This window comes from Sphingomonas sp. Root710 (genome assembly GCF_001429065.1).
GTDB lineage: Bacteria > Pseudomonadota > Alphaproteobacteria > Sphingomonadales > Sphingomonadaceae > Rhizorhabdus.
The window spans coordinates 1-22,871 of sequence record NZ_LMIB01000001.1; the positions used below are offsets into that span (position 1 = coordinate 1).

Annotated in this window: 23 protein-coding genes; 14 read left to right on the top strand and 9 right to left on the bottom strand. The window is 65.0% G+C overall.

Annotated elements, in window-relative coordinates; translation table 11 throughout:
* Nucleotides 1–29: 29 nt before the first annotated feature.
* From ASE00_RS00005 to ASE00_RS23225, 8 genes are all read left to right on the top strand, one after another.
* Nucleotides 30–788, top strand: coding sequence for an enoyl-CoA hydratase/isomerase family protein (locus ASE00_RS00005; protein WP_056376705.1), 759 nt, complete (start codon nucleotides 30–32; stop codon nucleotides 786–788).
* 194 nt (nucleotides 789–982) lie between these two features.
* Nucleotides 983–1,981 carry an amidohydrolase family protein gene (locus ASE00_RS00010; RefSeq protein WP_056376706.1) on the top strand — a complete coding sequence of 333 codons (999 nt, stop codon included), beginning with the start codon at nucleotides 983–985 and terminating at the stop codon, nucleotides 1,979–1,981.
* Nucleotides 1,982–2,020: 39 nt separating this feature from the next.
* Nucleotides 2,021–2,989: an LLM class flavin-dependent oxidoreductase gene (locus ASE00_RS00015; protein ID WP_056376708.1), complete on the top strand. Its 969-nt coding sequence runs from the start codon at nucleotides 2,021–2,023 to the stop codon at nucleotides 2,987–2,989.
* A 189-nt stretch (nucleotides 2,990–3,178) separates the two neighbouring features.
* On the top strand, nucleotides 3,179–4,378 hold the full coding sequence (locus tag ASE00_RS00020) for an acyl-CoA dehydrogenase family protein (protein WP_082594337.1): 1,200 nt from the start codon (nucleotides 3,179–3,181) through the stop codon (nucleotides 4,376–4,378).
* Nucleotides 4,379–4,386: 8 nt separating this feature from the next.
* The gene (locus ASE00_RS00025; RefSeq protein ID WP_162256373.1) at nucleotides 4,387–5,508 is read left to right on the top strand and encodes an acyl-CoA dehydrogenase family protein; all 1,122 of its coding nucleotides are present in this window, start codon (nucleotides 4,387–4,389) and stop codon (nucleotides 5,506–5,508) included.
* Between the two features lie 14 nt (nucleotides 5,509–5,522).
* Complete coding sequence (locus tag ASE00_RS00030; RefSeq protein WP_235538470.1) at nucleotides 5,523–7,181, top strand: AMP-binding protein; 1,659 nt, start codon at nucleotides 5,523–5,525, stop codon at nucleotides 7,179–7,181.
* 102 nt (nucleotides 7,182–7,283) lie between these two features.
* Nucleotides 7,284–8,111 carry an enoyl-CoA hydratase gene (locus tag ASE00_RS00035; protein ID WP_056376712.1) on the top strand — a complete coding sequence of 276 codons (828 nt, stop codon included), beginning with the start codon at nucleotides 7,284–7,286 and terminating at the stop codon, nucleotides 8,109–8,111.
* Between the two features lie 16 nt (nucleotides 8,112–8,127).
* Nucleotides 8,128–8,301 (top strand): hypothetical protein, encoded by a 174-nt coding sequence (locus ASE00_RS23225; RefSeq protein WP_156405210.1) that lies wholly within the window; start codon nucleotides 8,128–8,130, stop codon nucleotides 8,299–8,301.
* A gap of 88 nt (nucleotides 8,302–8,389) precedes the next feature.
* Here the strand turns inward: ASE00_RS23225 and ASE00_RS00040 are convergent, their stop codons facing one another.
* Nucleotides 8,390–9,190, bottom strand: a complete 801-nt coding sequence (locus ASE00_RS00040; RefSeq protein WP_056376714.1) for an IclR family transcriptional regulator — start codon at nucleotides 9,188–9,190, stop codon at nucleotides 8,390–8,392.
* Nucleotides 9,191–9,268: 78 nt separating this feature from the next.
* On the opposite strand from ASE00_RS00040, the gene ASE00_RS00045 reads away from it, so the two are divergent.
* Complete coding sequence (locus tag ASE00_RS00045) at nucleotides 9,269–10,054, top strand: 2-keto-4-pentenoate hydratase (RefSeq protein WP_056376716.1); 786 nt, start codon at nucleotides 9,269–9,271, stop codon at nucleotides 10,052–10,054.
* A gap of 118 nt (nucleotides 10,055–10,172) precedes the next feature.
* Here the strand turns inward: ASE00_RS00045 and ASE00_RS00050 are convergent, their stop codons facing one another.
* The 4 genes from ASE00_RS00050 to ASE00_RS00065 are packed head-to-tail and all read right to left on the bottom strand — an operon-like array spanning nucleotide 10,173 to nucleotide 14,141.
* A complete protein-coding gene (locus ASE00_RS00050; RefSeq protein ID WP_056376718.1) occupies nucleotides 10,173–10,586 on the bottom strand; it encodes a hypothetical protein in 414 nt (137 codons plus the stop codon).
* Nucleotides 10,583–12,310, bottom strand: a complete 1,728-nt coding sequence (locus ASE00_RS00055; protein WP_235538472.1) for an FAD-dependent oxidoreductase — start codon at nucleotides 12,308–12,310, stop codon at nucleotides 10,583–10,585. Before ASE00_RS00055 ends, ASE00_RS00050 begins: the two co-directional genes overlap by 4 nt.
* A gap of 20 nt (nucleotides 12,311–12,330) precedes the next feature.
* Nucleotides 12,331–12,777 carry a nuclear transport factor 2 family protein gene (locus ASE00_RS00060; RefSeq protein WP_056376721.1) on the bottom strand — a complete coding sequence of 149 codons (447 nt, stop codon included), beginning with the start codon at nucleotides 12,775–12,777 and terminating at the stop codon, nucleotides 12,331–12,333.
* 44 nt (nucleotides 12,778–12,821) lie between these two features.
* Nucleotides 12,822–14,141 carry an aromatic ring-hydroxylating oxygenase subunit alpha gene (locus ASE00_RS00065; RefSeq protein ID WP_056376723.1) on the bottom strand — a complete coding sequence of 440 codons (1,320 nt, stop codon included), beginning with the start codon at nucleotides 14,139–14,141 and terminating at the stop codon, nucleotides 12,822–12,824.
* A 185-nt stretch (nucleotides 14,142–14,326) separates the two neighbouring features.
* Here ASE00_RS00065 and ASE00_RS00070 point away from each other — a divergent pair, with 185 nt between their 5' ends.
* Both ASE00_RS00070 and ASE00_RS00075 read left to right on the top strand, forming a co-directional pair.
* Nucleotides 14,327–14,983 (top strand): TetR/AcrR family transcriptional regulator, encoded by a 657-nt coding sequence (locus ASE00_RS00070; RefSeq protein ID WP_056379113.1) that lies wholly within the window; start codon nucleotides 14,327–14,329, stop codon nucleotides 14,981–14,983.
* Nucleotides 14,984–15,016: 33 nt separating this feature from the next.
* Complete coding sequence (locus ASE00_RS00075; protein WP_056376725.1) at nucleotides 15,017–15,694, top strand: SDR family oxidoreductase; 678 nt, start codon at nucleotides 15,017–15,019, stop codon at nucleotides 15,692–15,694.
* An 18-nt stretch (nucleotides 15,695–15,712) separates the two neighbouring features.
* Here ASE00_RS00075 and ASE00_RS00080 read toward each other — a convergent pair whose 3' ends face one another.
* Together ASE00_RS00080 and ASE00_RS00085 are read right to left on the bottom strand one after the other, a co-directional pair.
* On the bottom strand, nucleotides 15,713–16,501 hold the full coding sequence (locus tag ASE00_RS00080; protein ID WP_056376726.1) for a sugar phosphate isomerase/epimerase family protein: 789 nt from the start codon (nucleotides 16,499–16,501) through the stop codon (nucleotides 15,713–15,715).
* A gap of 9 nt (nucleotides 16,502–16,510) precedes the next feature.
* Nucleotides 16,511–17,689, bottom strand: a complete 1,179-nt coding sequence (locus ASE00_RS00085) for an SRPBCC family protein (RefSeq protein WP_082594339.1) — start codon at nucleotides 17,687–17,689, stop codon at nucleotides 16,511–16,513.
* Between the two features lie 129 nt (nucleotides 17,690–17,818).
* Here ASE00_RS00085 and ASE00_RS00090 point away from each other — a divergent pair, with 129 nt between their 5' ends.
* A complete protein-coding gene (locus ASE00_RS00090) occupies nucleotides 17,819–19,453 on the top strand; it encodes an AMP-binding protein (RefSeq protein WP_056376729.1) in 1,635 nt (544 codons plus the stop codon).
* A gap of 6 nt (nucleotides 19,454–19,459) precedes the next feature.
* Here ASE00_RS00090 and ASE00_RS00095 read toward each other — a convergent pair whose 3' ends face one another.
* Nucleotides 19,460–20,260 (bottom strand): SDR family NAD(P)-dependent oxidoreductase, encoded by an 801-nt coding sequence (locus ASE00_RS00095; RefSeq protein ID WP_056376731.1) that lies wholly within the window; start codon nucleotides 20,258–20,260, stop codon nucleotides 19,460–19,462.
* 122 nt (nucleotides 20,261–20,382) lie between these two features.
* Here ASE00_RS00095 and ASE00_RS00100 point away from each other — a divergent pair, with 122 nt between their 5' ends.
* Complete coding sequence (locus ASE00_RS00100; protein ID WP_235538473.1) at nucleotides 20,383–21,147, top strand: SDR family NAD(P)-dependent oxidoreductase; 765 nt, start codon at nucleotides 20,383–20,385, stop codon at nucleotides 21,145–21,147.
* Between the two features lie 8 nt (nucleotides 21,148–21,155).
* Nucleotides 21,156–21,653: a VOC family protein gene (locus ASE00_RS00105; RefSeq protein ID WP_056376733.1), complete on the top strand. Its 498-nt coding sequence runs from the start codon at nucleotides 21,156–21,158 to the stop codon at nucleotides 21,651–21,653.
* Nucleotides 21,654–21,677: 24 nt separating this feature from the next.
* Here the strand turns inward: ASE00_RS00105 and ASE00_RS00110 are convergent, their stop codons facing one another.
* A complete protein-coding gene (locus ASE00_RS00110; protein ID WP_056376735.1) occupies nucleotides 21,678–22,691 on the bottom strand; it encodes an NADP-dependent oxidoreductase in 1,014 nt (337 codons plus the stop codon).
* Nucleotides 22,692–22,871: the final 180 nt, after the last annotated feature.

Below are 22,871 nucleotides of genomic sequence, written 5' to 3' on the forward strand. Positions count from 1 at the left end.
GGAGAGCGGCGTCGAGGAGAGCGGCGTCGATGTATGAGCTGACCAAGATGCGCGTGGAGATCGCGGACCATATCGCGCTCGTCACCTTCGACAGCCCGCCGGTCAACGCGCAGAACTTCACCTTCCAGGAGGAAGTGAAGGCCTGCTTCGATGCGCTGTCGACCGACGACAGCGTGCGGGTGGTGGTGCTGACGGGCGCGGGGCGGGTCTTTTCCGCCGGCACCGATCTCAACCGCGAGGGCCCGGTGACCCGCGACAATCTGCGCAGCGCGCGAGAGAGCTTCCATGCGATCGTCGAGTGCMGGAAGCCGGTGATCGGSGCGCTCAACGGCCCGGCACTCGGCTCGGGCCTCACCATCGCCGCCTCCTGCGACATATTGGTCGCCTCGGAAAAGGCCTCGCTCGGCCTGCCCGAGATCGATGTCGGGCTGATGGGCGGCGGYCGCCATGCCCAGCGCCTGTTCAGCCATTCGATCCTGCGGCGCATGGCGCTSACCGGCTACCGCGTGCCGGCGTCCGAACTCTACCGGCTCGGCATCGTCGAAGCCTGCGTCCCGCCCGAGGACCTCATCCCCACCGCCATGRGYCTCGCCCGCGAGATCGCCTCCAAGAGCCCGCTCGCCGCCCAGCTCTTCAAGCACACCCTCAACACCATCGAATATATGAGCTTGCGCGACGGCTATCGCTACGAACAGGACATGACCCTCCAGATCGGCGACACCGAAGACGCCGCCGAAGCCATTCGCGCCTTCGTCGAAAAACGACAGCCCGTCTTCGCCGGACGATGACTCGACGTCCATCGTCCGCAATTCCCGGCGCTGCCGCTGATCGGCGGGCGGCTCAACAGGACATGACCCTCCAGATCGGCGACACCGAAGACGCCGCCGAAGCCATTCGCGCCTTCGTCGAAAAACGACAGCCCGTCTTCGCCGGACGATGACGATAGGGCGAAAGATCAGTTGGATGCGGGAGAGTTAAGGTCATGCAGTTAGCGACGCTCCAGGAAGCGGCCCTCGAGCCCGACCTTCCCATCATCGATACGCACCATCATATCTGGTTCGACAGCGCGATTCCGGCGGCGCCCTATCCGCCCTATCTGCTCGAGGACCTGATCCGCGACACGACCGGCGGACATAATATCGTCGCCACGGTCTTCGCCGAATGTTCGGCCGAATATTGGACCGACGTGCCCGAGCATCTTGCGCCGGTCGGCGAGACCGAATGGGTAGCGAAGCAACGCCGGCCCGATCGCGGCGAACTGGCGGGGATCATCGCCCATGCCGATCTGCGGCTCGGCGCCCGGATCGGCGAGGTTCTCGATGCGCATCAGGAAGTGGGCGGGGAGACCTTCAAGGGCATCCGAAACCGGGCCGCATGGGACGATAATTTCGCCTTTCCACCCGGCAAGTACCAGATCATTCCCGGCATTCTCCTCACCGATGCGGCTGCCGATGCGATGGCGGAGCTCGCCCGACGGGATCTCATCTTCGAAGCCTGGGTCTATCATCATCAGCTCGACGACTTCCGGCAGCTCGCCGCGCGGCAACCTAATATGCGGTTCGTGCTCGACCATATGGGCTGCCCGCTGGCGGTAGGTCCCTATGCGGAGAAGCGGCCCGAAGTCCTTGCCGAGTGGCGCGCGGGGCTCTCCCGTCTTGCCGAACTCGACAATGTTTTCTTCAAGATCGGCGGACTGGGCCTCGCCCCGGCCATCCATCCCGACGTCTGGGCGGAGCCGCGCTCGTCCGAATATCTGGCGGACTATTGGCGGCCAGAGGTGATGTTCGCGATCGAGACCTTCACGCCCGAGCGCTGCGTGATGGAAAGCGATTTTCCGGTCGATGCGCCGCTGTTCACCTACGGCACCTTCTGGAACACCGCGAAGCGCATAACCGCGCCGTTTTCCGAGGCCGAACGCCGGCTCATGTTCCACGACACGGCCCTTTCCCTGTACCGCCTCACGCTGCCGAGCGGCAGCTGAGGACTCCCGAGAATAACCTGAAGCTGAGAGGCGAATGCGATGTCACTGACCATTTCCTGCGGATTTAACTCGTCGCTGAAGAGCCACGAACATGCCGCGATCGCCGACCAGCTCGGCTACAAGCACGCCTTCTTCTATGACTCGCCGGCGATGTATGCCGATGTGTGGGTGCAGCTGTGCCGCGCCGCCGAACGCACGTCGAAGATCGGCCTCGGTCCGGGCGTGATGGTGCCGTCGCTGCGGCATCCGATGGTGACGGCGTCGGCCATAGCCACGCTGGCTTCGATCGCGGGCCAGGACCGCGTCGTCATCGCGGTGGGATCGGGTTTTACCGGTCGCATCACCATGGGCCAGCGTCCGCTGACCTGGAGCTATGTCGGCGAATATCTGGAAGTGCTCCAGGCGCTGCTGCGCGGCGAGGAAACCACCTGGGAAGGCGCGATCATGAAGATGATGCACTACGAACCCTGGGCGCCGCCCCGGCCGATCGACGTGCCGTTCCTGCTCGCCATCCAGGGCCCCAAGGGCATCGCCGCCGCCAAGAAATATGCCAAGGGCGTCATCACCGTCACCAATTCCGAACCCGAGTTCGAATGGAATGCGACGATCATGAGCGGCACTGTCCTCGACGACGGCGAGCCGCTCAGCTCCGATCACGCTCTGCGCGCCGGCGGGCCGATGGCGGCGGTCGCGATGCACATGCTGCTCGAGTTCGAAGACCCCGAGACGCTGCCGAACGGCAAGGCCTGGAAGGCCGCTTATGAGGCGATCCCCGCCGAACGCCGCCATATGCACGTCCATGACGGCCATGCCGCGCTGGTCAACGAGATCGACCGGCCTTTCCTGACGCCGGAGGTGTTGGGCCTGTACGGCAACACCATGGATCGCAGCGCGTGGAAGGATAAGCTGGCGGAATATGAGTCGCGCGGCGTCACCGAGCTGATCTTCCAGCCGGTCGACGATATCGCGCGCGAGCTCGACGCCTTCATGAACATGGCGGCGTCCTGACGTCCTGCTCGCGAATGCTGGCCGAATAAGGGGCCCGGAGACATCTTCTCCGGGCCCCGTTCTTTTATCCGCCTGCCATCATGTCATGCGCTGAGAGGCATAGCTGAAATACGGTCCATATCACTAGCCGTATATGGGGCCGGCCCGTAGAACTGCGTCATTGAAGGCGCCCGATAAAGAGAAGCGACGATGAGCGAACAATCAACCGACAGGCAAGCGCTGCTCGACCGCGCGGAGAGCTTCCGCAGGGAGTTGCGTGACTTTTGCGAAAACGACTTCCCGGAATCGGTCAAGCGCAAGGTCGCCGACGGTCAGCTTCTCGAAGCTGAGGATTTCAGGGCCCAGGTGAAAGCCTTGGGCACGCGCGGGTGGGTCGCCGGCCACTGGCCGTCCGAATATGGCGGGTGCGACTGGAGCCCGCTGGAGCGTTTCGTTTTCGAGGAGGAGTCGCAGTTGCGCGGCGCGCCATGGCTCATCCCGCAGGCCATCAACTATGTCGCGCCCGTCATCATCCATTTCGGCGATGAGGCGCAGAAGCGCCGCTTCCTGCCGCCGATCCTGAGCGGCGAGCACTGGTGGACCCAGGGCTATTCGGAGCCCGCTGCGGGATCCGACCTCGCAGCGCTGAAGACCCGGGCGGTCCGCGTCGGCGACAAATATATCGTCAACGGACAGAAACTGTGGACGTCCAACGCGCATTGGGCAGACTGGATGTTCGCGCTGGTCCGCACCGGCGATGGCGAGCGCAAGCAGGAGGGCATTTCCTTCCTACTGATCGACATGAAGACTCCGGGCATCACCGTCCGCCCGGTCATTACCATCGACGGCCATCATCATTGCAACGAAGTGTTTCTCGACAATGTCGAGGTCCCGGTCGAAAATCTGGTGGGCGCGGAGGGGCAGGGCTGGTCGTACGGCAAGTTCCTGCTCGGCGAGGAGCGCCTCGTCGTCGCCGACACGGGCATGTCCAAACGGCATCTCCTCCGCCTTCGCGATCTGTTCGACAGCGGCCAGGCATGGCGTTCGGACAATGAGGCGGACGTACGCGACCAGCTCGACGAGCTGGAACTGCGCCTGCATGGATTGCGGATGATCTGCATAGAGGCGGCGCTGCGCGGGCATCCGACGCCCAGCGAGGGATCGATGATCAAGATCCGGGCGACCGAATTGCAGCAGGCGATAGCGGAGCTCGCCGTGGAGGTGATCGGCCCGGGCGCGGCGGCCTATGATCCTGAACGCGCCATGGGCCCGGAAGGCCAATCGCCGGTCGGTCCGGCCGCATCGCCGGGGATCACCTGCGAATATCTCCATGGCCGGGCGAAGACGATCTTCGGCGGTTCCAACGAAATCCAGCGAAACATCATTAGCAAGGCTGAGCTCGGACTATGACGTCGCCGATGATAGAAGACGAAATCGACGCCGCGCTCGACGATGTCGCGCGCAAGTTCGCCGTCAGCGAATATGGTTTCGAAGAGCGCTACCGCCTTGGCGCCGCGGCACGCCGCTTCTCGGCCGACGCCTGGGCGTCGCTTGCCGAAATGGGCTGGTTCAGCGTGGCGACGCCGGAGGATCGCGACGGGCTGGGCCTGCGGATGTCGTCGATCGCGGTGCTGGCCGAGGCGGCCGGGGCAATGTTCATGAACGAACCGCTTTCCGACACCGCTTTCGTCGGTGCCTATCTGCTGGGCGCGTTGGGCAGTGACGCGCAGCAATCGAATCATTTCCCTGAATTGCTGGGCGGCTCGCTGCGCCTCGCCACGGCGCTGGAGCCCCCGGCCTGGCTGCCGGACGCCGCTACTCCGATAACGATCGACGGGCAGGGCCTGCTCAACGGTATGCTGCCTTTCGTTGCAGGCGCAGACATCGCCGATGCGATCCTGGTCCGCGCGACCGATGGCGTGGGCGGGGTGCAGGTGCATCTCGTGGATTCCGCGTCGGCGGGGGTCGAAATCGCCCGCTATCCGCTGGCGGACGGACGCGGCGCGGCGCGGATCACGCTGACCGGCGTCGCCTCCGAGCGGCTGGGCGACGGCAGTGCCGATGCCTCCGTGGCGCTCGATGACGCTCTGGCAATAGGCGCGCTCGCTACCGCGGCGGATTCGCTGGGCGTGATGGACAGGGCGCTTCAGGTGACGGTCGAATATCTCAAGACCCGGGTCCAGTTCGGCCGACCGATCGGTACCAATCAGGTGCTGCAGCATCGCGCCGTCGACATGTATGTGTACGTCGCCGAAGCCCGCGCGGTCATCAGCGCTGCGGTGCATGCGGGGCCAGTCGGAAGTGCGATTTTCGCGCACCATGTCCATGCCGCGAAGGCGATCATCGACGCGAGCGCGCGCAAAGTGGCGCATGAGATGATCCAGATGCATGGCGGCATCGGCATGGCCGACGAGCATGTCGCCGGACAATGTTTGAAGCGCGTGATGGTGAACGAGCAGATCTATGGTCGCCGCCGCGATCATCTCCGGCTGTTCGCCGCCGGGGTGTCCGACGATCTGGACATGGCCGGCGTGCGCTGAGAGGACTGCATTCGATGACCCCCGTCTCCTCGACCCTATCGGCCGGAATCGGCCAGGATATCAGCGGCTGGCGCACCCGCCTGACCGACGAGATGGTTGTGCGTTACACCGCATCGGGGCAATGGCGTGGCCTCACCATAGCCGACCGTGCCCGTGATTGGGCGCACCGCGCTCCGGATGCGGCGGCGGTGATCGGCGGCGAGAGCGCGCTGACATTCGGCCAGTTGTTCGATGCGGCGGCGGCGCTGGCGCGGACGTTCGTCGGTCATGGTCTCAAACCCGGCGAGGTCGTCAGCTTCCAGCTGCCGAACTGGCATGAGGCGGTGATCATCAACATCGCTGCGGCGTTGACCGGACTCATCGTCAACCCGATCGTCCCCATCTATCGCGACGCCGAAGTGGGCTTCATCCTCAACGACGCCCGCACCCGCGTCCTCTTCATCCCCGATGCGCTGCGCAGCATCAGCTATATCGACATGGTCGAACGGCTGCGTGCCGGGCTACCCCATCTCGAGCATGTCGTTCTCGTGCGGGCGGAGCGGCCCGGATATCCGTCGTTCGAACATTGGTGCGTTCCCGGCGGCAACGGCGACAGCGGCTTTCCCGCGGTCGATCCGAACGCCATAAAGCTCGTGCTCTACACCTCGGGCACCACCGGCGTACCGAAGGGCGTCCTGCACAGCCACAATACGCTGGGCGCGGAGATCGACGCATTCGCCGCTTATCGTTCGCTGACGGCGGCGGACATCGTCTTCATGCCGTCGCCGGTGACCCATATCGCCGGCTATCTCTACGGCATGGAGCTGCTGTTCACCCGCGGCATGACGACGGTGCTGATGGATCGCTGGAACGCGGCGGAGGCGGTCGACCTCATAGCGCGCCACGGCGCCACCTTCACGGCGGCAGCGACCCCCTTCCTGGCCGAGCTGGTGGCCGAGCTGGAACGCCGCCAGGCGCAGCTTCCGTCGCTCACCTATTTTGGCTGCGGCGGCGCGCCTGTGGCGCCCGACACGGTCGAGCGGGCGCGGATCGTTCTGCCCAACTGCCTGACGTCGCGCGCTTATGGGGCCACCGAAGCGCCGACCGTCAGCGCGGGTGTGGCGGCGGGCGATCCGGCCGAGCTGGGCGCCACGACCGACGGCGCGATCCTCAACCATGAGGTGCGTATCATCGCCCCGGGCAGCGGCGAGATATTGTCCGAGGGCTGCGAGGGCGAAATCGTCACGCGGGGACCGGAGGTGATGATCGGCTATGCCAGCCCCGAAGCCACCCGCGAGTCCTTCGACGCGGAGGGCTTCTTTCACACCGGTGATCTCGGTTTCCTCTCGCACCAGAGCTACATCACGGTCACCGGGCGGATGAAGGACATCATCATCCGCGGCGGCGAGAATATCGCGCCCAAGGAGATCGAGGACGTCCTTCATCGCCATCCGGCAGTGCTGGAGGCGGCGGTGGTCGCCATGCCGCATCCGCGGCTGGGAGAGACGCCCTGCGCGTTCATCGTGCCACGCGAAGGCGCTTCGCTCGACTTCGACGAGATGGTCTCCTTCCTCGAAAGCCACAGGGTTTCGAAGCAGAAATTTCCCGAGAAGATCGTCCTCGTCACCGAATTGCCGCGCAACGCGGCGGGCAAGGTTCTGAAGCACAAGCTGAAGGCGCAGCTGGAGGGCTGACGAGCAGGCGGCCGGCCGGGGCCGTCGCCACCGGACTTTGTCCGTCAAAACGCCGGCGCCGTCGCGCCGCCGATCCATGTCTTTCGAAGATGGGACCCAACCATGCCAGGCCACGACATCGATACCGGAACATCGCAGCTGTTGGCGCGGCTGTCGGACGGCATCCTGACGCTGACGCTGAACCGCCCCGAAGCCCGCAACGCCATGACGCTGGAAATGATGGAGGCGATGGCGAGGCAGCTTGCGCAGGCAGAGACCGATCCGGGCATTAGATGCGTCGTGCTGACAGGGGCGGGCAAGGCCTTTTGCGCAGGCGGCGATGTGAAGGCGATGATCGATCCAGCGCATCCCGACCACCCCGGCGACAGGCCCGACGATCATATGCTGCGTCAGCGGCTGGCGCAGCGCGGCACGGCGGGCAAGCTGTTCGACATGCCCAAGCCCACCCTGGCGGTGATCAACGGGCCGGCGGCGGGCGCGGGCCTTTCGCTCGCCTTCGCCTGCGATGTGCGGATCATGTCGTCCGCATCGGTTCTGAGCACCGCCTTCAGCCGCGTCGGGTTGCCCGGCGATTTCGGCATCGCCTATTTCATGACGCTGCTGATCGGTACCGCCCGGTCGCGCGAGCTGATGTTCCTGTCGGACGCGATATCGTCCGACCGTGCGGTCGAGCTCGGGCTAGCGAACTGGCAGTGCGCGCCGGATCTGCTGGCTGAACGCGCGTCGGCCATCGCGGCGCGGCTGGCCGCGGGACCGAGCGTCGCCTATCGCTACATGAAGGAAAATCTCAATCGCGCGCTGATCGGCGATGCGCGGGAATGCATGGACCTGGAGGCCACGCATCATGTGCGCTGCATGAGCACCGCCGATCATCGCGAAGCCGCAGCGGCGTTCGTCGAGAAGCGCGAACCCGTCTTCGCCGGCGTCTGAAGGGAACGGGGGTATCATGTTCATTATGCCGGAGCCCGATGCCGACGAGTTGATCGTCGAGATGTGCGCCGCGCCGATCAATCCCACCGACATGTTCCTGATGGGCGCGCTGGCGGATCCGGCGACCGCCGAGCGGGCTGCTCGACCTTTCCGCCGCGCAAAGCTCGTCGGTGCGCGCGGCGGGCGGTGATCGCCGGCTTCATGATGATCCCGGCCTGACCGTCCCGCCGCGGTGAACCCACCCGGGCTAGCCAACGGCTGATGATTTGGCGCAGCTGCTAGAGGGGGCTCGCAGTCTCCCGCTTGTCCTGCAGCATATCGGAAAAGGGCTGCAGCTTATCTTCTATCGCTGTTGCCGCCGCACGTATCCGGGCGAGATAGGCCGTGGGACGCACGAGGCCGCCTTCGCGCGTCACGACCAGCGAGATCGCCGCGATCACGCGGCGACCCAGCTGGATCGGCACGGCTATGCACACCAGGCCCTGGACCATTTCCTGTTCGTCCAGCGCGTAACCGTCTCGCCGGATGCGCTCGAACTCGGCGGCGAGCGCCTCAGGCTTCGTTAGCGTGGCGGGGGTGAGTGGGACGAAGGTCCCTGAGGAAAGATAATCATGGCGCCGGGCCTCGGGCATGTGGGCAAGCAGTGCTTTTCCCAGGCCGGTGCAATAGGCCTCGAACTGCGTGCCTTGACGCGACAAGGTATGATCCTGGGCATCGCCTTCCTTGATCAGGTAGGTCATCATGCCATCTTCCAGCACGCCCAGATGGCAGACGCGACCGGTGCGACGCGACAGCTTGGCCAGGATCGGGGCGGCAATCTGCGCGAGAATCCGGTTTGTGTCGTTTTCGGGGCGAGCCAGCCGCCGCAATGTCGGGCCGCCGATATAACGGCCGCGGCTGACCGGGACGATGAAGCCCGCATGTTGGAGGCCTGTCAAAAGCCGATGCGCGGTCGAGCGAGGCAGTCCCGCAGCCGACGCCAGCGCCGACATCGATGCAAAGTGGCCCTCGAGCACATGGACGAGCAGGGCCAGCGACTTGTCGACGGATAAGGGCGGCGATGTCCGGCCACGAACCATGCCAGTTTATCCCACATCATGGGAAGTTTTAGCAAGGCGAGATTGCCCTGACCGCGCTCTGTTGCATAGTGGCTTCCTATGAGCACAAACCTTGACCTCGTGGCACAGATGCTGCGCGATGCGTATCGCGGCCCCCCGATCGCGCCCTTGCGGGATTTCCTCGACCCTCTCGATGCCGAAGGCGCCTACGCTGTACAGGCCATAAACACCCGCTACTGGCAGTCTTCCGGACGCAGGCTGGTCGGCCGCAAGATCGGACTGACCGCCGAATCAGTCCGCCGGCAGCTCGGTGTCGACCAGCCCGATTTCGGCGTGCTGTTTGCGGACATGGAAATTCCCGACGGCGGCGTGCTCGATCCGGCGCAGGTCATCCACCCCAAGGCCGAGGCGGAAATCGCGTTCACCATCGGCCGGGATCTCGACGATCCCGACGCATCGCTGGAGACGGTCATCGCCGCCATCGACAAGGCGGTTCCCGCTATCGAGATCGTCGATAGCCGCATCGCGGACTGGCAGATCACCTTCGCAGATACGGTCGCGGACAATGGGTCTTCGGCCTTTTTCGTGCTTGGAACCACGCTCCTTCCGCACGCGGAACTCGATCTTTACAGCTGCGGCATGGTGACGGAAATCAACGGGGCGGTCGCGTCGGTGGGTTCCGGCGCAGCGTGCCTCGGCCACCCCTATAATTCGGTGCATTGGATTGCCCGGATGCTGGCGAAACTCGGCGAACCGCTGCGGGCGGGCGACGTCCTGCTGTCAGGCGCGCTTGGACCGATGGTCACGCTGGCACAAGGGGATCATGTGCGGATCCACATTGGCGGTATCGGCAGCTGCGCCTTCACTTATGGAGCCAGGTCATGACGGCGGATCGCCGACGCATATCCGCCCGATGATGACAGCGCGTTGATCGTCGGCGCTGTCCAGCCGTGGCTGGGGCAGATCGGCGTAAAGACGCGCTCCATCACGCCGGGATAATGGTTCAGGGTTTGGCACCGTCGGCGATCCACTGGCGGATCGCGGCGATCTCGCCCGCTGACAATGGCGGGGAGCCGAAGGGCATCTGCGCGCCTTCGCCGCCATGTTGGAGGTGGGTGCCTTCCAGCTTCATCAGCAGGTAGCTTTTGTCCGGCGTACCCGGCACGACGCGGATCTGGCCCGGTGCACCGGCAGCCGCCACACCGACCACGCTGCTGACGATATTGTCGGCTACCAGCGACATACCGCCCGCTTCCTCGCCGGTCATATGGCAGATGGCGCATTTGCTTTCGAACAGCGGGACGATCTTCGCCTGAAAGGGCGAGGGCGCGGCGGGCGCCGATGCGCCGTTGGCACGAGCGTTCGGGCTCAGCGCGAGCAGCGCCGCCGTGGCGCACGATATGATCCGGCCGATCATGCGCGCAGCGCGTGCCGGGCAGCGATATAGCCGAAGGTCAGCGCCGGGCCGATCGTTCCACCGGCCCCGAGATAGGCCTGGCCGGTCGGTGCGGAGATGCAGTTCCCGGCGCCGTAGAGCCCCGGGATGGGAACGCCGTCGGCACCCAATATTTGGGCATTGGCGTTGATCTGCGGCCCGCCTGCGGTGTCGAGCGTGCCGGGCGCGAGGACGAGCGCATAATAGGGGCCCTTGGCGGTGAAGGGGTGCATCACCGGCTTGGGATAGGGATTTTCGGGCCAGGACGTGCCCTTGCGGCGCGTGGAAAAGAGCAGGTGCCAGTCGCGGTCGTAGCGATATTGCCCGCGCCCGAAATCGGGATCCACGCCCTTCTTCGCATAGGCGTTGAAGCGCGCCACGGTCGCCTTGGCCGTCGCGGCGAAGTCGGGCGAGAGCCGGACGCCGCCGGTTCTTCCAGCCCAGCCTTCGAGCTGGGCATCGATCTTCGCGAACAGCGCGTCCCAGGTCGCGCCTTCCAGCAAATGGGGCTGTTCACCCTTATTGGCGGGGAAAGGAAATGCGCCGCCGAAAGCGTCGATCGACCGCTCGTCGAACAGCATAAACAGCAGATGGTTGGCATATTCCTCATGCGCGGCGTCATAGTGGAAATGCGCCTGGGTCCGGTCGTTATAGTCGCGCTTCTCGTTGACGACGCGCTTGCCATATTTGTTGACCAGGATCATCGAATCCCCCGGCAGGACGAAGGCGCCCCAGCCCACGCCACGGCTCTTCAGGGCCTCGCCGAGCACGACCTGGCTGCGCCAGGCGAGGCCGAGTGAGCCCATCTTGGCCCCGGCGGCCTGCGCGAGCGGGATGAAGTCGCCGGTCGATCCGGGCAGCGAGCAGCTGCCATAGACCGACGGCTGGTGGAGATTGCAAAGCTCGACATTGTGCGAATAGCCGCCGGTGCCGAAGATCACGCCCCGCGTCGCGCGGATGCGGATCGTCTTGCCCTTCTGGACCGCCTCGACACCGACGACCCGGCCGTCGCCGTCCTTCACGATCCGGGTGACCCGGGTCGACGTCATGATAGGCACATTGGCCTTGCGCAGATAGGCGGCGAGCTGGTTCGCGAGGCTGCCACCGCCCTCGGCCGATCCGGAGCCGACAGCGGGCTCCAGCGCACGGCCCGCCGGCACCTTGTTCTCGGGCAGGTGGTCGGCATAGTCGGGTGCCGGACGATCGACGTGGAACATCCGGAATTCCTTGAACTGCGCGACGTCGAGCTCGCGCAGCCGGTCGATCGCCTTCGACCCATTGTCGTAAAAGGCTTCGATCACGCCATAGCGGGTCTGGTCGAGGCCGAGGGTCGGGCTCGAGGGATTATATTCGCGCGAAAAGCCGTAGCGCACCGCATAGCGCAGCGCGTCTTCCTTCCTGTCGTCGACACCGCGGGCGCGGAGCGCGAAATGATTGAAGATCCAGGCCACCCCGCCAGATTTCGCCGTGGTCCCGCCGAGGATCGGCATCTTCTCGACGACGATCACCCGTGCGCCTTCGGATGCGGCGATCACCGCGGCGGTGCCGGCTGCTGCTCCGCTGCCGACGCACAGCACGTCGCACTCATGATCCCAGCTATCGGCCGCGTTTTCCGCCGCCCTTGCCGGCGCCGCGACGGTCGCAGCCAGAGCCGCTACGCCGCCTCTTGCCAAAATCTGGCGGCGAGTGATATCGTTCGGGCTCATCATCCTCTCCTGCGCTTATGTCATGGCTCGCCGCGCGCATCGGCCAGCACGGCCGGCAGCGGCATGAGAAAATCCATATGATATCGAGTGGCTTTCCAGCCGGCGGCCGTCCGCACGACCGCGAAATGATAGCGGCCATGGACGGTCAGCGATCCGCCGTCCTTCGCCTGCGCCATGCCTTGCACGTAGCAGCGCACCACCGCGCTATCGCCGTCATAGCCGCTGACGGCGAAGTTGCTCAGATAATGGGCGTGGTGGCTGTTGGCCGCGAAAACAGCCTCATAGAAGCTGCGAATGGCGGCATGGCCGACGACCTTGGTCATGCCGATACCCGAGAGATCGAATTCGGCGTCCCCGGTGAAGATCGCACAAATCCCGTCGAGATCGGACATGCTGTCGACCGCCGCCGCATAAGCGACGATCAGATCCTCGATCGCCATCCTGTCCTCGACGGGGCAATGCGCCATGCCATCCTCCCAAATTGCTAGCCCGCGGCTGGGTTATGGCGGGTTCAGATCCGGCCCTTCACATAGTCGTCGAGCAATTCGTGGAAACGCTGGATGCGTTTCTCTTGATAGGTGAGGATGCATCCCTTGAAGCCGCGCGAATTGAGGCCCTGCTGCTGGCTGGTTCCGATCGAAAGATCCTGATCGGCGACGAAACCGAGCGAGACGCCGTCGCCGTAGACCGAGTGGCGGTGCTCGGCATGACGCAACGGCACCGGGCCGACCGGCGTCATGACCTCCTTCATGCCCTTGATCGGCGGCACCAGCACCCAATGCTGGAACACGCATTTGGCGGGATCGGTCGGATGCGGCTCGGTGCGCAGGATCTGGCACTGCTCGGGCGACATCGTGATCGTGAGGTTGGGGAACAGCGTGCAGTGGAAATAGTCGACCAGCTGCTGGTCGGTCATGTCGGCATAGTTGGCATAGCCGCGCTCCGCGCCCAGCCGGCGCTTGGCGTCGATCACGGCCTGGCGGATGTCTGCGGTCCGGCCCTTATAGTCGGCCGGATCGATGCCCCAGGCGGCGGCGATCTCATCGAGCGGGGCGGGAACCTCGCCGCTGACATGATCGGCGCGGGTCGTGGCCTGATGGCCCTTCATCCACATCGAATTATGGCCGCTCGGATACATCTCGAACAATGTGTCCGACAGGCCATCGTTGATGAAGGTCGACAATTCGGGGTGGATCGTCGGGAGGTGATAGCTCTCGTTGAAATTGTCGCGGATGATCTTCCAGTTGAAGTCGCAGTCCGCCGACAGGTTCAGCACCCGCACCCAGTTGTCGAGGCCATAGCCGGCGAGCCGGGCGGGGAAAGGATCGAGCCATTCGAGCAGCGGCTTCGCGTCGGGGTCCATGCACCAGAAGACGAAGGGGCCGAAACTTTCGCAGCGTAGTTCGGTCAGGTGGACCTTCCCGCACGGATTGCCGCCCGGAAAATCGTCCGGATCCTGAACCCTGGCGAGCGTGCCGTCGAGATCGAATTGCCAGCCATGATAGCCGCAGGTGATGCGCGGGGTGCTGCCGACATCGCCGAGCACCAGCCGGTTACCGCGATGCGGGCAGCTGTTGTAGAACGCCTTGATCGATCCGTCGGCCTGCCGGACCATGATGACCGACTCGCGTCCGAAATTGTGGCGGATGAGGTCGCCTTCTTCTTCGAGATCGGCAAGGACGCCGCCCAGATGCCAGACCCGCGGCCACAGATGGTCGTCCTCGGCCTTCATCCATTCGGCGCTGGTATAGCGCTCGGCGGTTATCGGGTCGCCGCGCACCGGCAGATCATATTCGGCGGAATAGCGCGACAGCATCGGCTCGGCGGTCATTGTGCGGGTCCTCTCCCCGATTTTTCGGCCCGTTCATGAAAACAGGCGGTTGCGCCGGTTTTATGGATTGGGCATGTCTTTCGCACCTGTCGCAATCACTAGTTTCGGAAGTGCCCTTGCCTACCGGACGATGGATGCGGCTCGCGACAGGCGAGTCCGGCCCCCATTTTCGGCGAAGCGACGATATGAAGAATGCCACCGCGATCCGCGCGCCCGGCTGGAACGGGAAGCAAGACGTCCCGATCCGCTGGCAGCAGCAGAAGAGCGCGCGCACGCGGCTGGCGATGCTCGACGCGGGCATCGATTGCCTGGTCGAGCGCGGCTATGGCGGCCTGTCGGCCAGCCTCGTGGCCGAGCGCGCCGGGGTGTCGCGTGGCGCGATGCACCATCATTTCGCGACGCGGCTGGAGCTGGTCGCCGGGCTGGTCGACCATGTCTTCCACAAGCGCCTCGCCGATTTCCTCGACGGATATGCCCGCGCGGTGGCCGAGCATGGCGAAGACGGGCTGATCGAGATCGGAAGCGACCTCCATTGGCGGAGCGTCGAGACACGCGAATATGCCGCCTATCTGGAACTGACCGTCGCGGCGCGGACCGATCCCGAGCTGGCCCAGCTTCTGGAGCCGGCACTGGCGCGGTATGACGCGCTATGGCGGCAGGAGATGATGCGCTTTTTCCCGCAATGGGAACGCGATTGGGAGGCGATGCAGATCGCCAATGATTTCACCATCGCGGCGCATCTCGGGCTGCTGCTCCAGCGCCCGGCCTTTGGCGAGGAACGTGTCGAGCGGGTTCGCCGGCTCGTGCGTGAGGTCAATCGGCGGCTGCACGACGCGCCCTGAACGGCGCGAAGATCATGAGAGAAGGATGAGGACATGGCGAATATCGCGATAACCGGCGCTGGCCGCGGCATCGGACTGGAATTGACCCGGCAGCATCTGGCGGCGGGCGACCGCGTCTTCGCGCTGGTCCGCGATCCGGGATCGCTCGAGCGGATGGCGGCGGATAGTGACGGCAAGCTGACGGTTCACCGCATGGATGTTTCCGATGGCGAATCGATCAGGTCGGGTGCGGCGTCTACCGGCGGCGCGCCGATCGACATTCTCTACAATGTCGCAGGCGTCTCGGGCGTCGCCGGCCCGGAACTGGAAAGCGCCGACTGGGACGCTTTCGACGAGACCGTGAACGTCAACGTCAAAGGCCCGATGCGGGTGCTGCAGGCGTTCCTGCCCCAGCTCGGCAGGGGAGCCCGGGTGATCAATTTCTCCAGCCAGCTTGGCGCGTCGACCTGGCCCTATGGCGGGCACTATGCCTATGCCGCGACCAAGGCCGCGCTGGGCCGGCTGATGCGCTCGGTCGCGATCGACCTGAAGGAGCGCGGGATCGTGATCGGGCTCGTCCATCCGGGCTGGGTACAGACCGACATGGGCGGCGCCGGCGCCGACATCACCGCGGAGCAGAGCGCGAGCGGCATCCGCAAACTCGCCGAGGGCTGGATGCTCGAACAGTCGGGCGATTTCTACAATTGGGACGGCCGACCGCACGCCTGGTGAGGCGGCTATCGGTCGCGCCTAAAGCGATCCGAGCCAGCGGCGGGTGGCCTCGGCAACCTCCCGCGCCCGCGCGCCGGCATCGGGATAAGCATCGCGGAGCTTCTTCGAGCGTAGTTCGACGCTGAGCGGTGTGCCCGGCGGCAGCGCGGCATGGAAGGTGCGAAGCGGCAGCGCGCCGTCGCCGCATTGCTCGCGCAGGTCGATCGCGTCGATGATGACGGCTTCGAAATCGGCCGGGTCGGGCCGCGCCGCAGGGGCATCGCAGATCTGCGCATATGGCAGCAGGCCGGGATCGATGTCCGCCAAGCCCGCCAAAGTGCTGCCGGAGCGGTCGATATGGATCGGGTCGAGCAGCAGGGCGCGGTTCGGATGGCCGACGCGATCGAGTATGGCCAAGGCGGAGGCCAGATCCTTGACCTCGGTGAAGATGCCGAACTCAAGCGCGACGCGCATCCCGCTGCCCTCGACATGACGGCAGAGCTCGGCCAGCCGCGCCGCCGTCGCACCATGGTCGGGATCGGACGAAACGCACAGGACGTTGGCGGCACCCAGCTCGATGCCGATATCGAGCGTGCGGCGATGATCGTCCATCGCGTTGTCCGGCTTGAGCCAGATCACCTCGACGTCGAGCAGCGGCAGCCCGCTGTCGGCCAGCGCGGCGCGGGCGTCGCGCAGAAGCGCGCCGTTCCAGTCGCGATTTTCGATCCATAGCCCCACGGCATCAAAGCCGCCGGTCTGCGCAGCCTGAATGGTGGCGACAGGGCCGAATTCCGGCACCACGCCCGACGCCAGCGAGATCGGATTCATCGCCGCGCCTCACATCGTCGGTTCAGGAAGATCCGGATCGTCCTGCAGATACCAGTTCAGCCATTCGTGGAAATATTGATTGCCGCGCTCGTTGCGCCCGAAGACGAGATCGTCATGCGCGGCGGTTTCCAGACCCTTCTGGATCTCCAGCCCGATCACATAATCCTCCTGATAGGTCACATCGCGGAAGAAGTTGATCATCGCCTCGAGACTTTCGCGGTCGGCGTCGTCCTTCGGCGCGTCGCGGCGGAGATAGTTGAGGACGGTACGGTTGCGATCGGGCGTCGGCCCGGGAAACAGCTGAGCGACCTGCGTTATCTCGGGTGCGATGAAGACCGACACGTTCGGGAAGAAGATCCGCACGAAGTCGAAGCCGTTATTCTCCTGCGTTCCCCACTGCTCGCGCGGCACGTCCCTGAGCGCTTCGGCGATGCGCCGCTGCGGGAAGCCGATGCGGATATTGGGGCCGAAGCCTTCATAATGGGTACAGTTGGACGGGGTACGCGGAAAGATCGTCTGCGGGTGCAGCGATGCAAAATGATAGCCTTCGAGATAGCCGTCGAACGCGATCTTCCAGTTCGCCCCTTCGATCACGCGCGAGCCTAGGAACGACCATTTGTCGAACTCGAGCGCTTCGAAGTCGGCCAGATAGCCGCGGAAGAAATCGTCGAGATCGATCGGGGCATTCGGGGTGAGGCAGACGAAGATCATGCCCGCCCGTTCCTCGCAGGGCAGCTCGCGCAGCCCGCGCTCGGCCTTGTTCACCTCGCCGAACTTGCTCGCTTCGGCGACCGCCAGAAGCTTGCCGTCCTGCCCGAAGGTCCAGCCATGATATTTGCAGGTGAAGCGCGGGCAATTGCCATGGCCTTCGGCCGCGACGGGCGCGCCGCGGTGCGAGCAGACGTTGAGGAAGGCGCGCACAATGCCCGACTTGTCGCGATTGATCAGCACCGGCTTTCCAACCGCGTCCATCGCCTTGTAGTCGCCTGGGTTGGGCAGCTCGGCGGTGAAGGCGAGCATCAGCGGGACACGCATGAACACCAGCTCCATTTCCGCGCGCCACTGGTCGGTATCGGTATAGCTGCGCGTCGGAACGGCGAGCGTCTTCTCGGTAAGGTAGGTCTTGTTGTTCTCGACATAGTCGAGCATGGTTTCGGCGACATCGCCGATATTTTGCACGCGGTCCAAGGCCCATCTCCCGAGATATTGTGCCCGGATTTGAGCAAAGCGGCGGGGAGGCGGCAAGCTGCGACAGGTGACAGGTTCCTCGCCTTTTGACCAATTGGCCGGGCGGCTCGCTCACGGCACCCTCTCGCGATGAACGACAGACGCGATCCGCCCTGGTCCTGGCTGAGAATCCCCGCTTCGCATCAGCACGCGTTCGTGAATAGCGGCGTGTGGGACGAACGCACCATCGCCGATCAGGCTATCGAGCTGACCTATGCCGATCCCGGCTTCGTCGCCGTCGTAGACGGCGACGTGACGATGACACGCGAGCAACTGCTCGCCGATGCCGAGGCGCTGTCGGTGGCGCTATGTGCTCGCGGGCTCCGTCCGGGCGACGTCATTGCCTTCCAGGTGCCGAACTGGCGGGAGGCGGCGGTGATCAATCTGGCCGCAGCCTTGTCTGGGCTGGTCGTCAACCCGATCGTGCCGATCTACCGCGATCATGAAGTCTCGCTGATGCTCGCCGATTGCCGCGCGCGGGCCCTCTTCGTCGCGGCCAGCTTCCGCAACTACGACTTCGCGGCGATGGCCGGCCGCATCCGCCCGGCGCTCCCCGATCTCGCCCATGTCTTCACGGTGCGAGGGCAGGGCGATGACGATTATGCCGCGCTGGTCGCGGAGGGCCGCAGAGTAGCGTTTACACGGCCCCGGGTCGATCCGCTCGGGGTCAAGATGGTGCTCTATACGTCGGGCACGACGGGCCGCCCCAAGGGCGTGCTGCACAGCCATGTCACCCTCCAGCATATCCTGCGCAGGAGCGCCGAATTTTGGGGGATCGGCCATGCCGAGGCAACGCTGATGCCGTCACCGGTCACCCATGTGTCGGGCTATGCCAACGGGCTGGAGATGCCGCTCGTGTGGGGTACGCGCACCGTGCTGATGGAAAGCTGGGACGCGAACACCGCATTGACGCTGATCGATCGCCATCAGCTGATCGGCACCGTCGCCGCTACTCCGTTCCTCGTCGAGCTGGCCGACGCCGCGCGGGCGGCTGGAACGAGGCTGCCATCCTTCCGTTTCTTTGCCTGCGGCGGCGCGGCGGTGCCCGCCGACCTCATCCCGGCGGCGAGTGCGGCCTTCGCCCGGTGCCAGCCGTTCCGCGTGTTCGGGGCGTCCGAAGTGCCGCTCGTCTCCTTCGGCTGGCCGCACGATCCCGCGCTCGCCGCGACCACCGACGGCAAGGTCGTCGACTATGACGTGCGCATCGTCGATGCCGAGGACCGCGATCTGCCCGCCGGGCAGGAGGGCGAGATATTGGCGCGGGGCCCGGCCATGCTGCTCGGCTATGCCGATGAGGCCCAGACGCGCGAAGCGATCACGCCCGACGGCTATTTCCGCACCGGCGATCTCGGCGTGGTTTCGCCCGATGGCGCCATCACGATCACCGGCCGCAAGAAGGACCTGATCATCCGCGGCGGCGAGAACATCAGCGCCAAGGAGATCGAGGACGTCCTCCACGCCCATGACGCGGTGCGCGAGGCGAGCGTCGTTGCCATGCCGCACGAGCGGCTGGGCGAGGGCGTATGCGCCTTCATCATCGCGAATGGGCTGCCGCCGACCGCCGAGGCGCTGGCCGCACATGTCGCCGCGAGCGGGCTCGCCAGGCAGAAGATTCCCGAGCTGTTTCTGTTCGTCGACGATTTCCCGCGCACCGCCTCGGGCAAGGTCCGCAAGGACCAGCTCCGCGAGGAGGCAAAGCAGCGCGCGGACGCGACCGTGATCTGACCGACCTTATGCGGCGGCGCGGGCGATGCTGGCGGCTATCTCGTCATTGGTGGGATTGCGGCGCAGCGTCAGGCCGCCATTCACCTGCAGGTCCTCGCCCGTCATGAAGCATTCGTCGCTTGCCAGGAAAACGGCGGCGGCGGCGATGTCGGCGGGGGTGCCGATCCGGCCGAGCGGATAACCGGCGAGAAAGGCCTCGTTCAGTCCGGGAACGGCCATCGCGTCGGACGTCATCGGGGTTTCGGTCAGCCCGGGCGAGATCGAGTTCGCCCTGATGCCTTCCCGGCCGAATTCATGGGCGATGCAGCGGATGACGTGATTGGTGCCCGCCTTGGTGCCCATATAGGCGGCGTGATCGTTGAGCATTATCGTGGCGGTCGCCGAGCTGATCTGGATGATCGATCCGCCGCGGCCGCCATGCTCGGTGCCCATCTTGCGGATCATCGCCTGATAGAATTGGAACGGGCCGATGAACTGGAGCGCGGTGATCGCCTCGATCTCCTCGCGGGTCGTTTCGAGAAACGGCTTGAGCAGTCCCCAGCCAGTGGCGTTGAGGGCTATGTCTATGCCGCCCAATTCGGTCGCGGCGGTGTCGGCAAGCGCATCGATACTCGCGGGGTCGGTCAGGTCGCATGTCGCCCAGGCGCAGCCGGTTTCAGCGGCGAAATCAGCCAGCACTTCGGCTTTGCGGCCGGCAGCCAGCACCGACGCGCCTTCGGCCATGAAGCGGCGGGCGATGTGCTGGCCCATATTGTCGGGGCTGCTCGCGCCCAGGATGACGGCCTTCTTGTTCGCTAGACGCGCCATGATACTCTCCTCGTCCCGGCATCTGGCTAGCACCGCCGGCGCGTCGCCAATCCTGTTCAAAAGACGAGTGGCCGCTGCCCCGGCCCGCGCGCGAAACTATGGCGGCAAAAAGTTGGAGAGGAATGACGATGGATCTCGGGCTCAAGGGCAAGAAGGTCATCCTGACCGGCGGTAGCCGCGGCATCGGGCGCGCGGCGCTGGAAATCTTCGCGGCGGAGGGCTGTGACGTCGCCTTCTTCTCGCGCAACGCCGATCAGGTTGCGGCGACGGTGGAATCGCTGTCGAGGCATGGCGGCAAGGTGATCGGCGAAGCCTTCGACATGACCGATCTCGCCGCCTATCCCGCATGGCTGACCTCCGCGGCGGACCGGCTGGGCGGCTGCGATATCTTCATTCCGGGTGCCAGTTCGTCGGGCTCGGGCGCGACCGGCGACTGGGACATCTGCTTCAATGCCGATGTGAAGGGCAGCGTGATCGGCTGCGAGACGCTCCAGCCCTATCTGGAGAAGTCGGACGCCGCGTCGATCCTGTTCATGTCGAGCACCGCGGCCCTCGAGACCTTCATCGTGCCGCAGGCCTATAACGCCATCAAGGGCGCGCTGCTGGTCTACGCCAAGCAGCTCGGCCAGGCGCTCGGGCCGAAGGGCATCCGCGTCAATTCGGTCTCGCCGGGCCCGATCGCCTTTCCGGGCGGCAATTGGGAAGCGATCAAGGGCGCGATGCCCGAACTGTACGATGCCACCGAGGCGCAGTTCGCGCTCGGCCGCTGGGGCGGGCCGGAGGAGGTGGCGAAGACGATCGTGTTTCTCGCGAGCCCCGCCTCGTCCTATACAACCGGCACCAATGTCGTGGTCGACGGTGGCTACACCAAGCGCGTCCAGTTCTGACCCGGCCAATGGCGATCGGCGGCATCCGGGGCGTCCACCATATTGCAGTGTCGGTACCCGACCTTGCCAAGGCGCGGCGTTTCTATATCGACCTGCTCGGCGGGGTGGAGGAGGTCGCGCCGCTGAGCTGGCGCGACAACCCCTTCATCGACTCGGTGATCGGGCTCGAAGACAGTATTGCCGATCAATTCATCTGCCGGCTCGGCAACGTCCAGATCGAGGTGTTCGAATATCATGCCCCGCGGTCTGCGCCGCAAGACCCGCAGCGTGGCGTTCACAATTTCGGCTATACCCATTTCGCGCTGCAGGTAGACGACATCCAGGCGACCTATGAGCGGCTGTCTGCCGAGGGCATATCCTTCCATGCACCGCCCGATCTGAATACGATCGCAATCGACGCCGACGGCAACAAGAGCGGCTATTCAGCCACCTATTGCCGCGACTGGTTCGGCAATGTGTTCGAGCTGATCGAAATCCATCCGAACGACGCGCTCAAGCCGATCTGATCGCGGGCTTTCGAACGGCGTCCGTCAGGCGATCTTCAGCACCAGCTTGCCGGTGTTCGCGCCGGCGAACAGACGCATGAAGGCGTCATAGGCGTTCTCCAGCCCGACCTGCACGTCCTCGTCGATCCGCAGCTTGCCTTCAGCCATCCAGCGGGCGATCTGTGCGCCGCCTTCGGCGAAGCGGGGCACATAGTCCATGACGAGAAAGCCGATGATCGTCGCTTCCTGGACCAGCACCTGCCACAGATTGCGGATGCCTAGCTTCTGCGGCGCATTATATTCGCTGATGAGGCCGCACAGCACGATGCGCGCGCGCTTGGCGAGATTGAGAAGTTCGGCGTCCATTACGTCGCCGCCGACATTTTCGAAGATGATGTCGACACCGCCGGGGGCGGCGGCGCGGATCTCGCCGGCGAGCTGCTCGACCGTCTTCCCCTTATAATCGATTGCGACATCGAAGCCGTAATCATCGATGAGCCGGCGGCATTTGCCGGCGCCGCCCGCGATGCCGATCACCCGGCAGCCGACGATCTTTCCGATCTGGCCGACCACCGATCCGACCGCGCCGGCCGCGCCGGAGACGAGCAGCGTCTCGCCCGCTTTGGGCTTGCCGGCCTCGAGCAAACCGAAATAGCCGGTCAGGCCAACGGCACCCATCGCCGAGAGGAATTTCGACGGCGAATCCGCCAGCGCGATGTCGATATGCGCGGTGAAGCCGCCGGGCATGACCGGGGAATAATCCTCCAGCCCGTTCATGCCCAGCACCCAGTCGCCGGGCTTGAAATCGGGGTTGTCCGAAGCATGGACCTGACCGACCGTCGTCGCGCGCACCGGACCGCCGAGCGGGATCGGTGGCATGTAGCTCGGCGCATCGTCCATCCAGCCGCGCTGGGCCGGATCGAGCGACGCATAATGGTTGCGGACCACGAAGCCCCCGGCTGGCGGGGCGGGGACGGGCTCCTCCACGAGGCTGAAATCTTCGGGCACGGGGTTCCCGTGCGGGCGGCGCATGAGCAGGTACCGGCGATTCATTGTCATGGTCCTCTCCAAAATCATCCCATGCTCGCGGCGGCACCTAATCAAAGCACCTGTGAAAAGTCGCAGTATGGTTCCTATCCCGAAAGTATAGAGTGATTTGCGAGGGATCGACACAGATGCGATGCCCTATACATGGGGAGGATAAGATGCGGCGAACTGCCATGCGTCGAGCCATGTCGG

Coding starts and splice junctions, on each gene's coding strand:
- ASE00_RS00055 (WP_235538472.1), bottom strand. CDS start 12,310: ATGAGCCCGAACGATATCACTCGCCGCCAGATTTTGGCAAGAGGCGGC.
- ASE00_RS00035 (WP_056376712.1), top strand. CDS start 7,284: ATGCCAGGCCACGACATCGATACCGGAACATCGCAGCTGTTGGCGCGG.
- ASE00_RS00095 (WP_056376731.1), bottom strand. CDS start 20,260: ATGGCGCGTCTAGCGAACAAGAAGGCCGTCATCCTGGGCGCGAGCAGC.
- ASE00_RS00040 (WP_056376714.1), bottom strand. CDS start 9,190: ATGGTTCGTGGCCGGACATCGCCGCCCTTATCCGTCGACAAGTCGCTG.
- ASE00_RS00090 (WP_056376729.1), top strand. CDS start 17,819: ATGAACGACAGACGCGATCCGCCCTGGTCCTGGCTGAGAATCCCCGCT.
- ASE00_RS00045 (WP_056376716.1), top strand. CDS start 9,269: ATGAGCACAAACCTTGACCTCGTGGCACAGATGCTGCGCGATGCGTAT.
- ASE00_RS00075 (WP_056376725.1), top strand. CDS start 15,017: ATGGCGAATATCGCGATAACCGGCGCTGGCCGCGGCATCGGACTGGAA.
- ASE00_RS00100 (WP_235538473.1), top strand. CDS start 20,383: ATGACGATGGATCTCGGGCTCAAGGGCAAGAAGGTCATCCTGACCGGC.
- ASE00_RS00020 (WP_082594337.1), top strand. CDS start 3,179: ATGAGCGAACAATCAACCGACAGGCAAGCGCTGCTCGACCGCGCGGAG.
- ASE00_RS00060 (WP_056376721.1), bottom strand. CDS start 12,777: ATGGCGCATTGCCCCGTCGAGGACAGGATGGCGATCGAGGATCTGATC.
- ASE00_RS00050 (WP_056376718.1), bottom strand. CDS start 10,586: ATGATCGGCCGGATCATATCGTGCGCCACGGCGGCGCTGCTCGCGCTG.
- ASE00_RS00025 (WP_162256373.1), top strand. CDS start 4,387: ATGATAGAAGACGAAATCGACGCCGCGCTCGACGATGTCGCGCGCAAG.
- ASE00_RS00065 (WP_056376723.1), bottom strand. CDS start 14,141: ATGACCGCCGAGCCGATGCTGTCGCGCTATTCCGCCGAATATGATCTG.
- ASE00_RS00015 (WP_056376708.1), top strand. CDS start 2,021: ATGTCACTGACCATTTCCTGCGGATTTAACTCGTCGCTGAAGAGCCAC.
- ASE00_RS00080 (WP_056376726.1), bottom strand. CDS start 16,501: ATGAATCCGATCTCGCTGGCGTCGGGCGTGGTGCCGGAATTCGGCCCT.
- ASE00_RS23225 (WP_156405210.1), top strand. CDS start 8,128: ATGTTCATTATGCCGGAGCCCGATGCCGACGAGTTGATCGTCGAGATG.
- ASE00_RS00010 (WP_056376706.1), top strand. CDS start 983: ATGCAGTTAGCGACGCTCCAGGAAGCGGCCCTCGAGCCCGACCTTCCC.
- ASE00_RS00105 (WP_056376733.1), top strand. CDS start 21,156: ATGGCGATCGGCGGCATCCGGGGCGTCCACCATATTGCAGTGTCGGTA.
- ASE00_RS00070 (WP_056379113.1), top strand. CDS start 14,327: ATGAAGAATGCCACCGCGATCCGCGCGCCCGGCTGGAACGGGAAGCAA.
- ASE00_RS00030 (WP_235538470.1), top strand. CDS start 5,523: ATGACCCCCGTCTCCTCGACCCTATCGGCCGGAATCGGCCAGGATATC.
- ASE00_RS00110 (WP_056376735.1), bottom strand. CDS start 22,691: ATGACAATGAATCGCCGGTACCTGCTCATGCGCCGCCCGCACGGGAAC.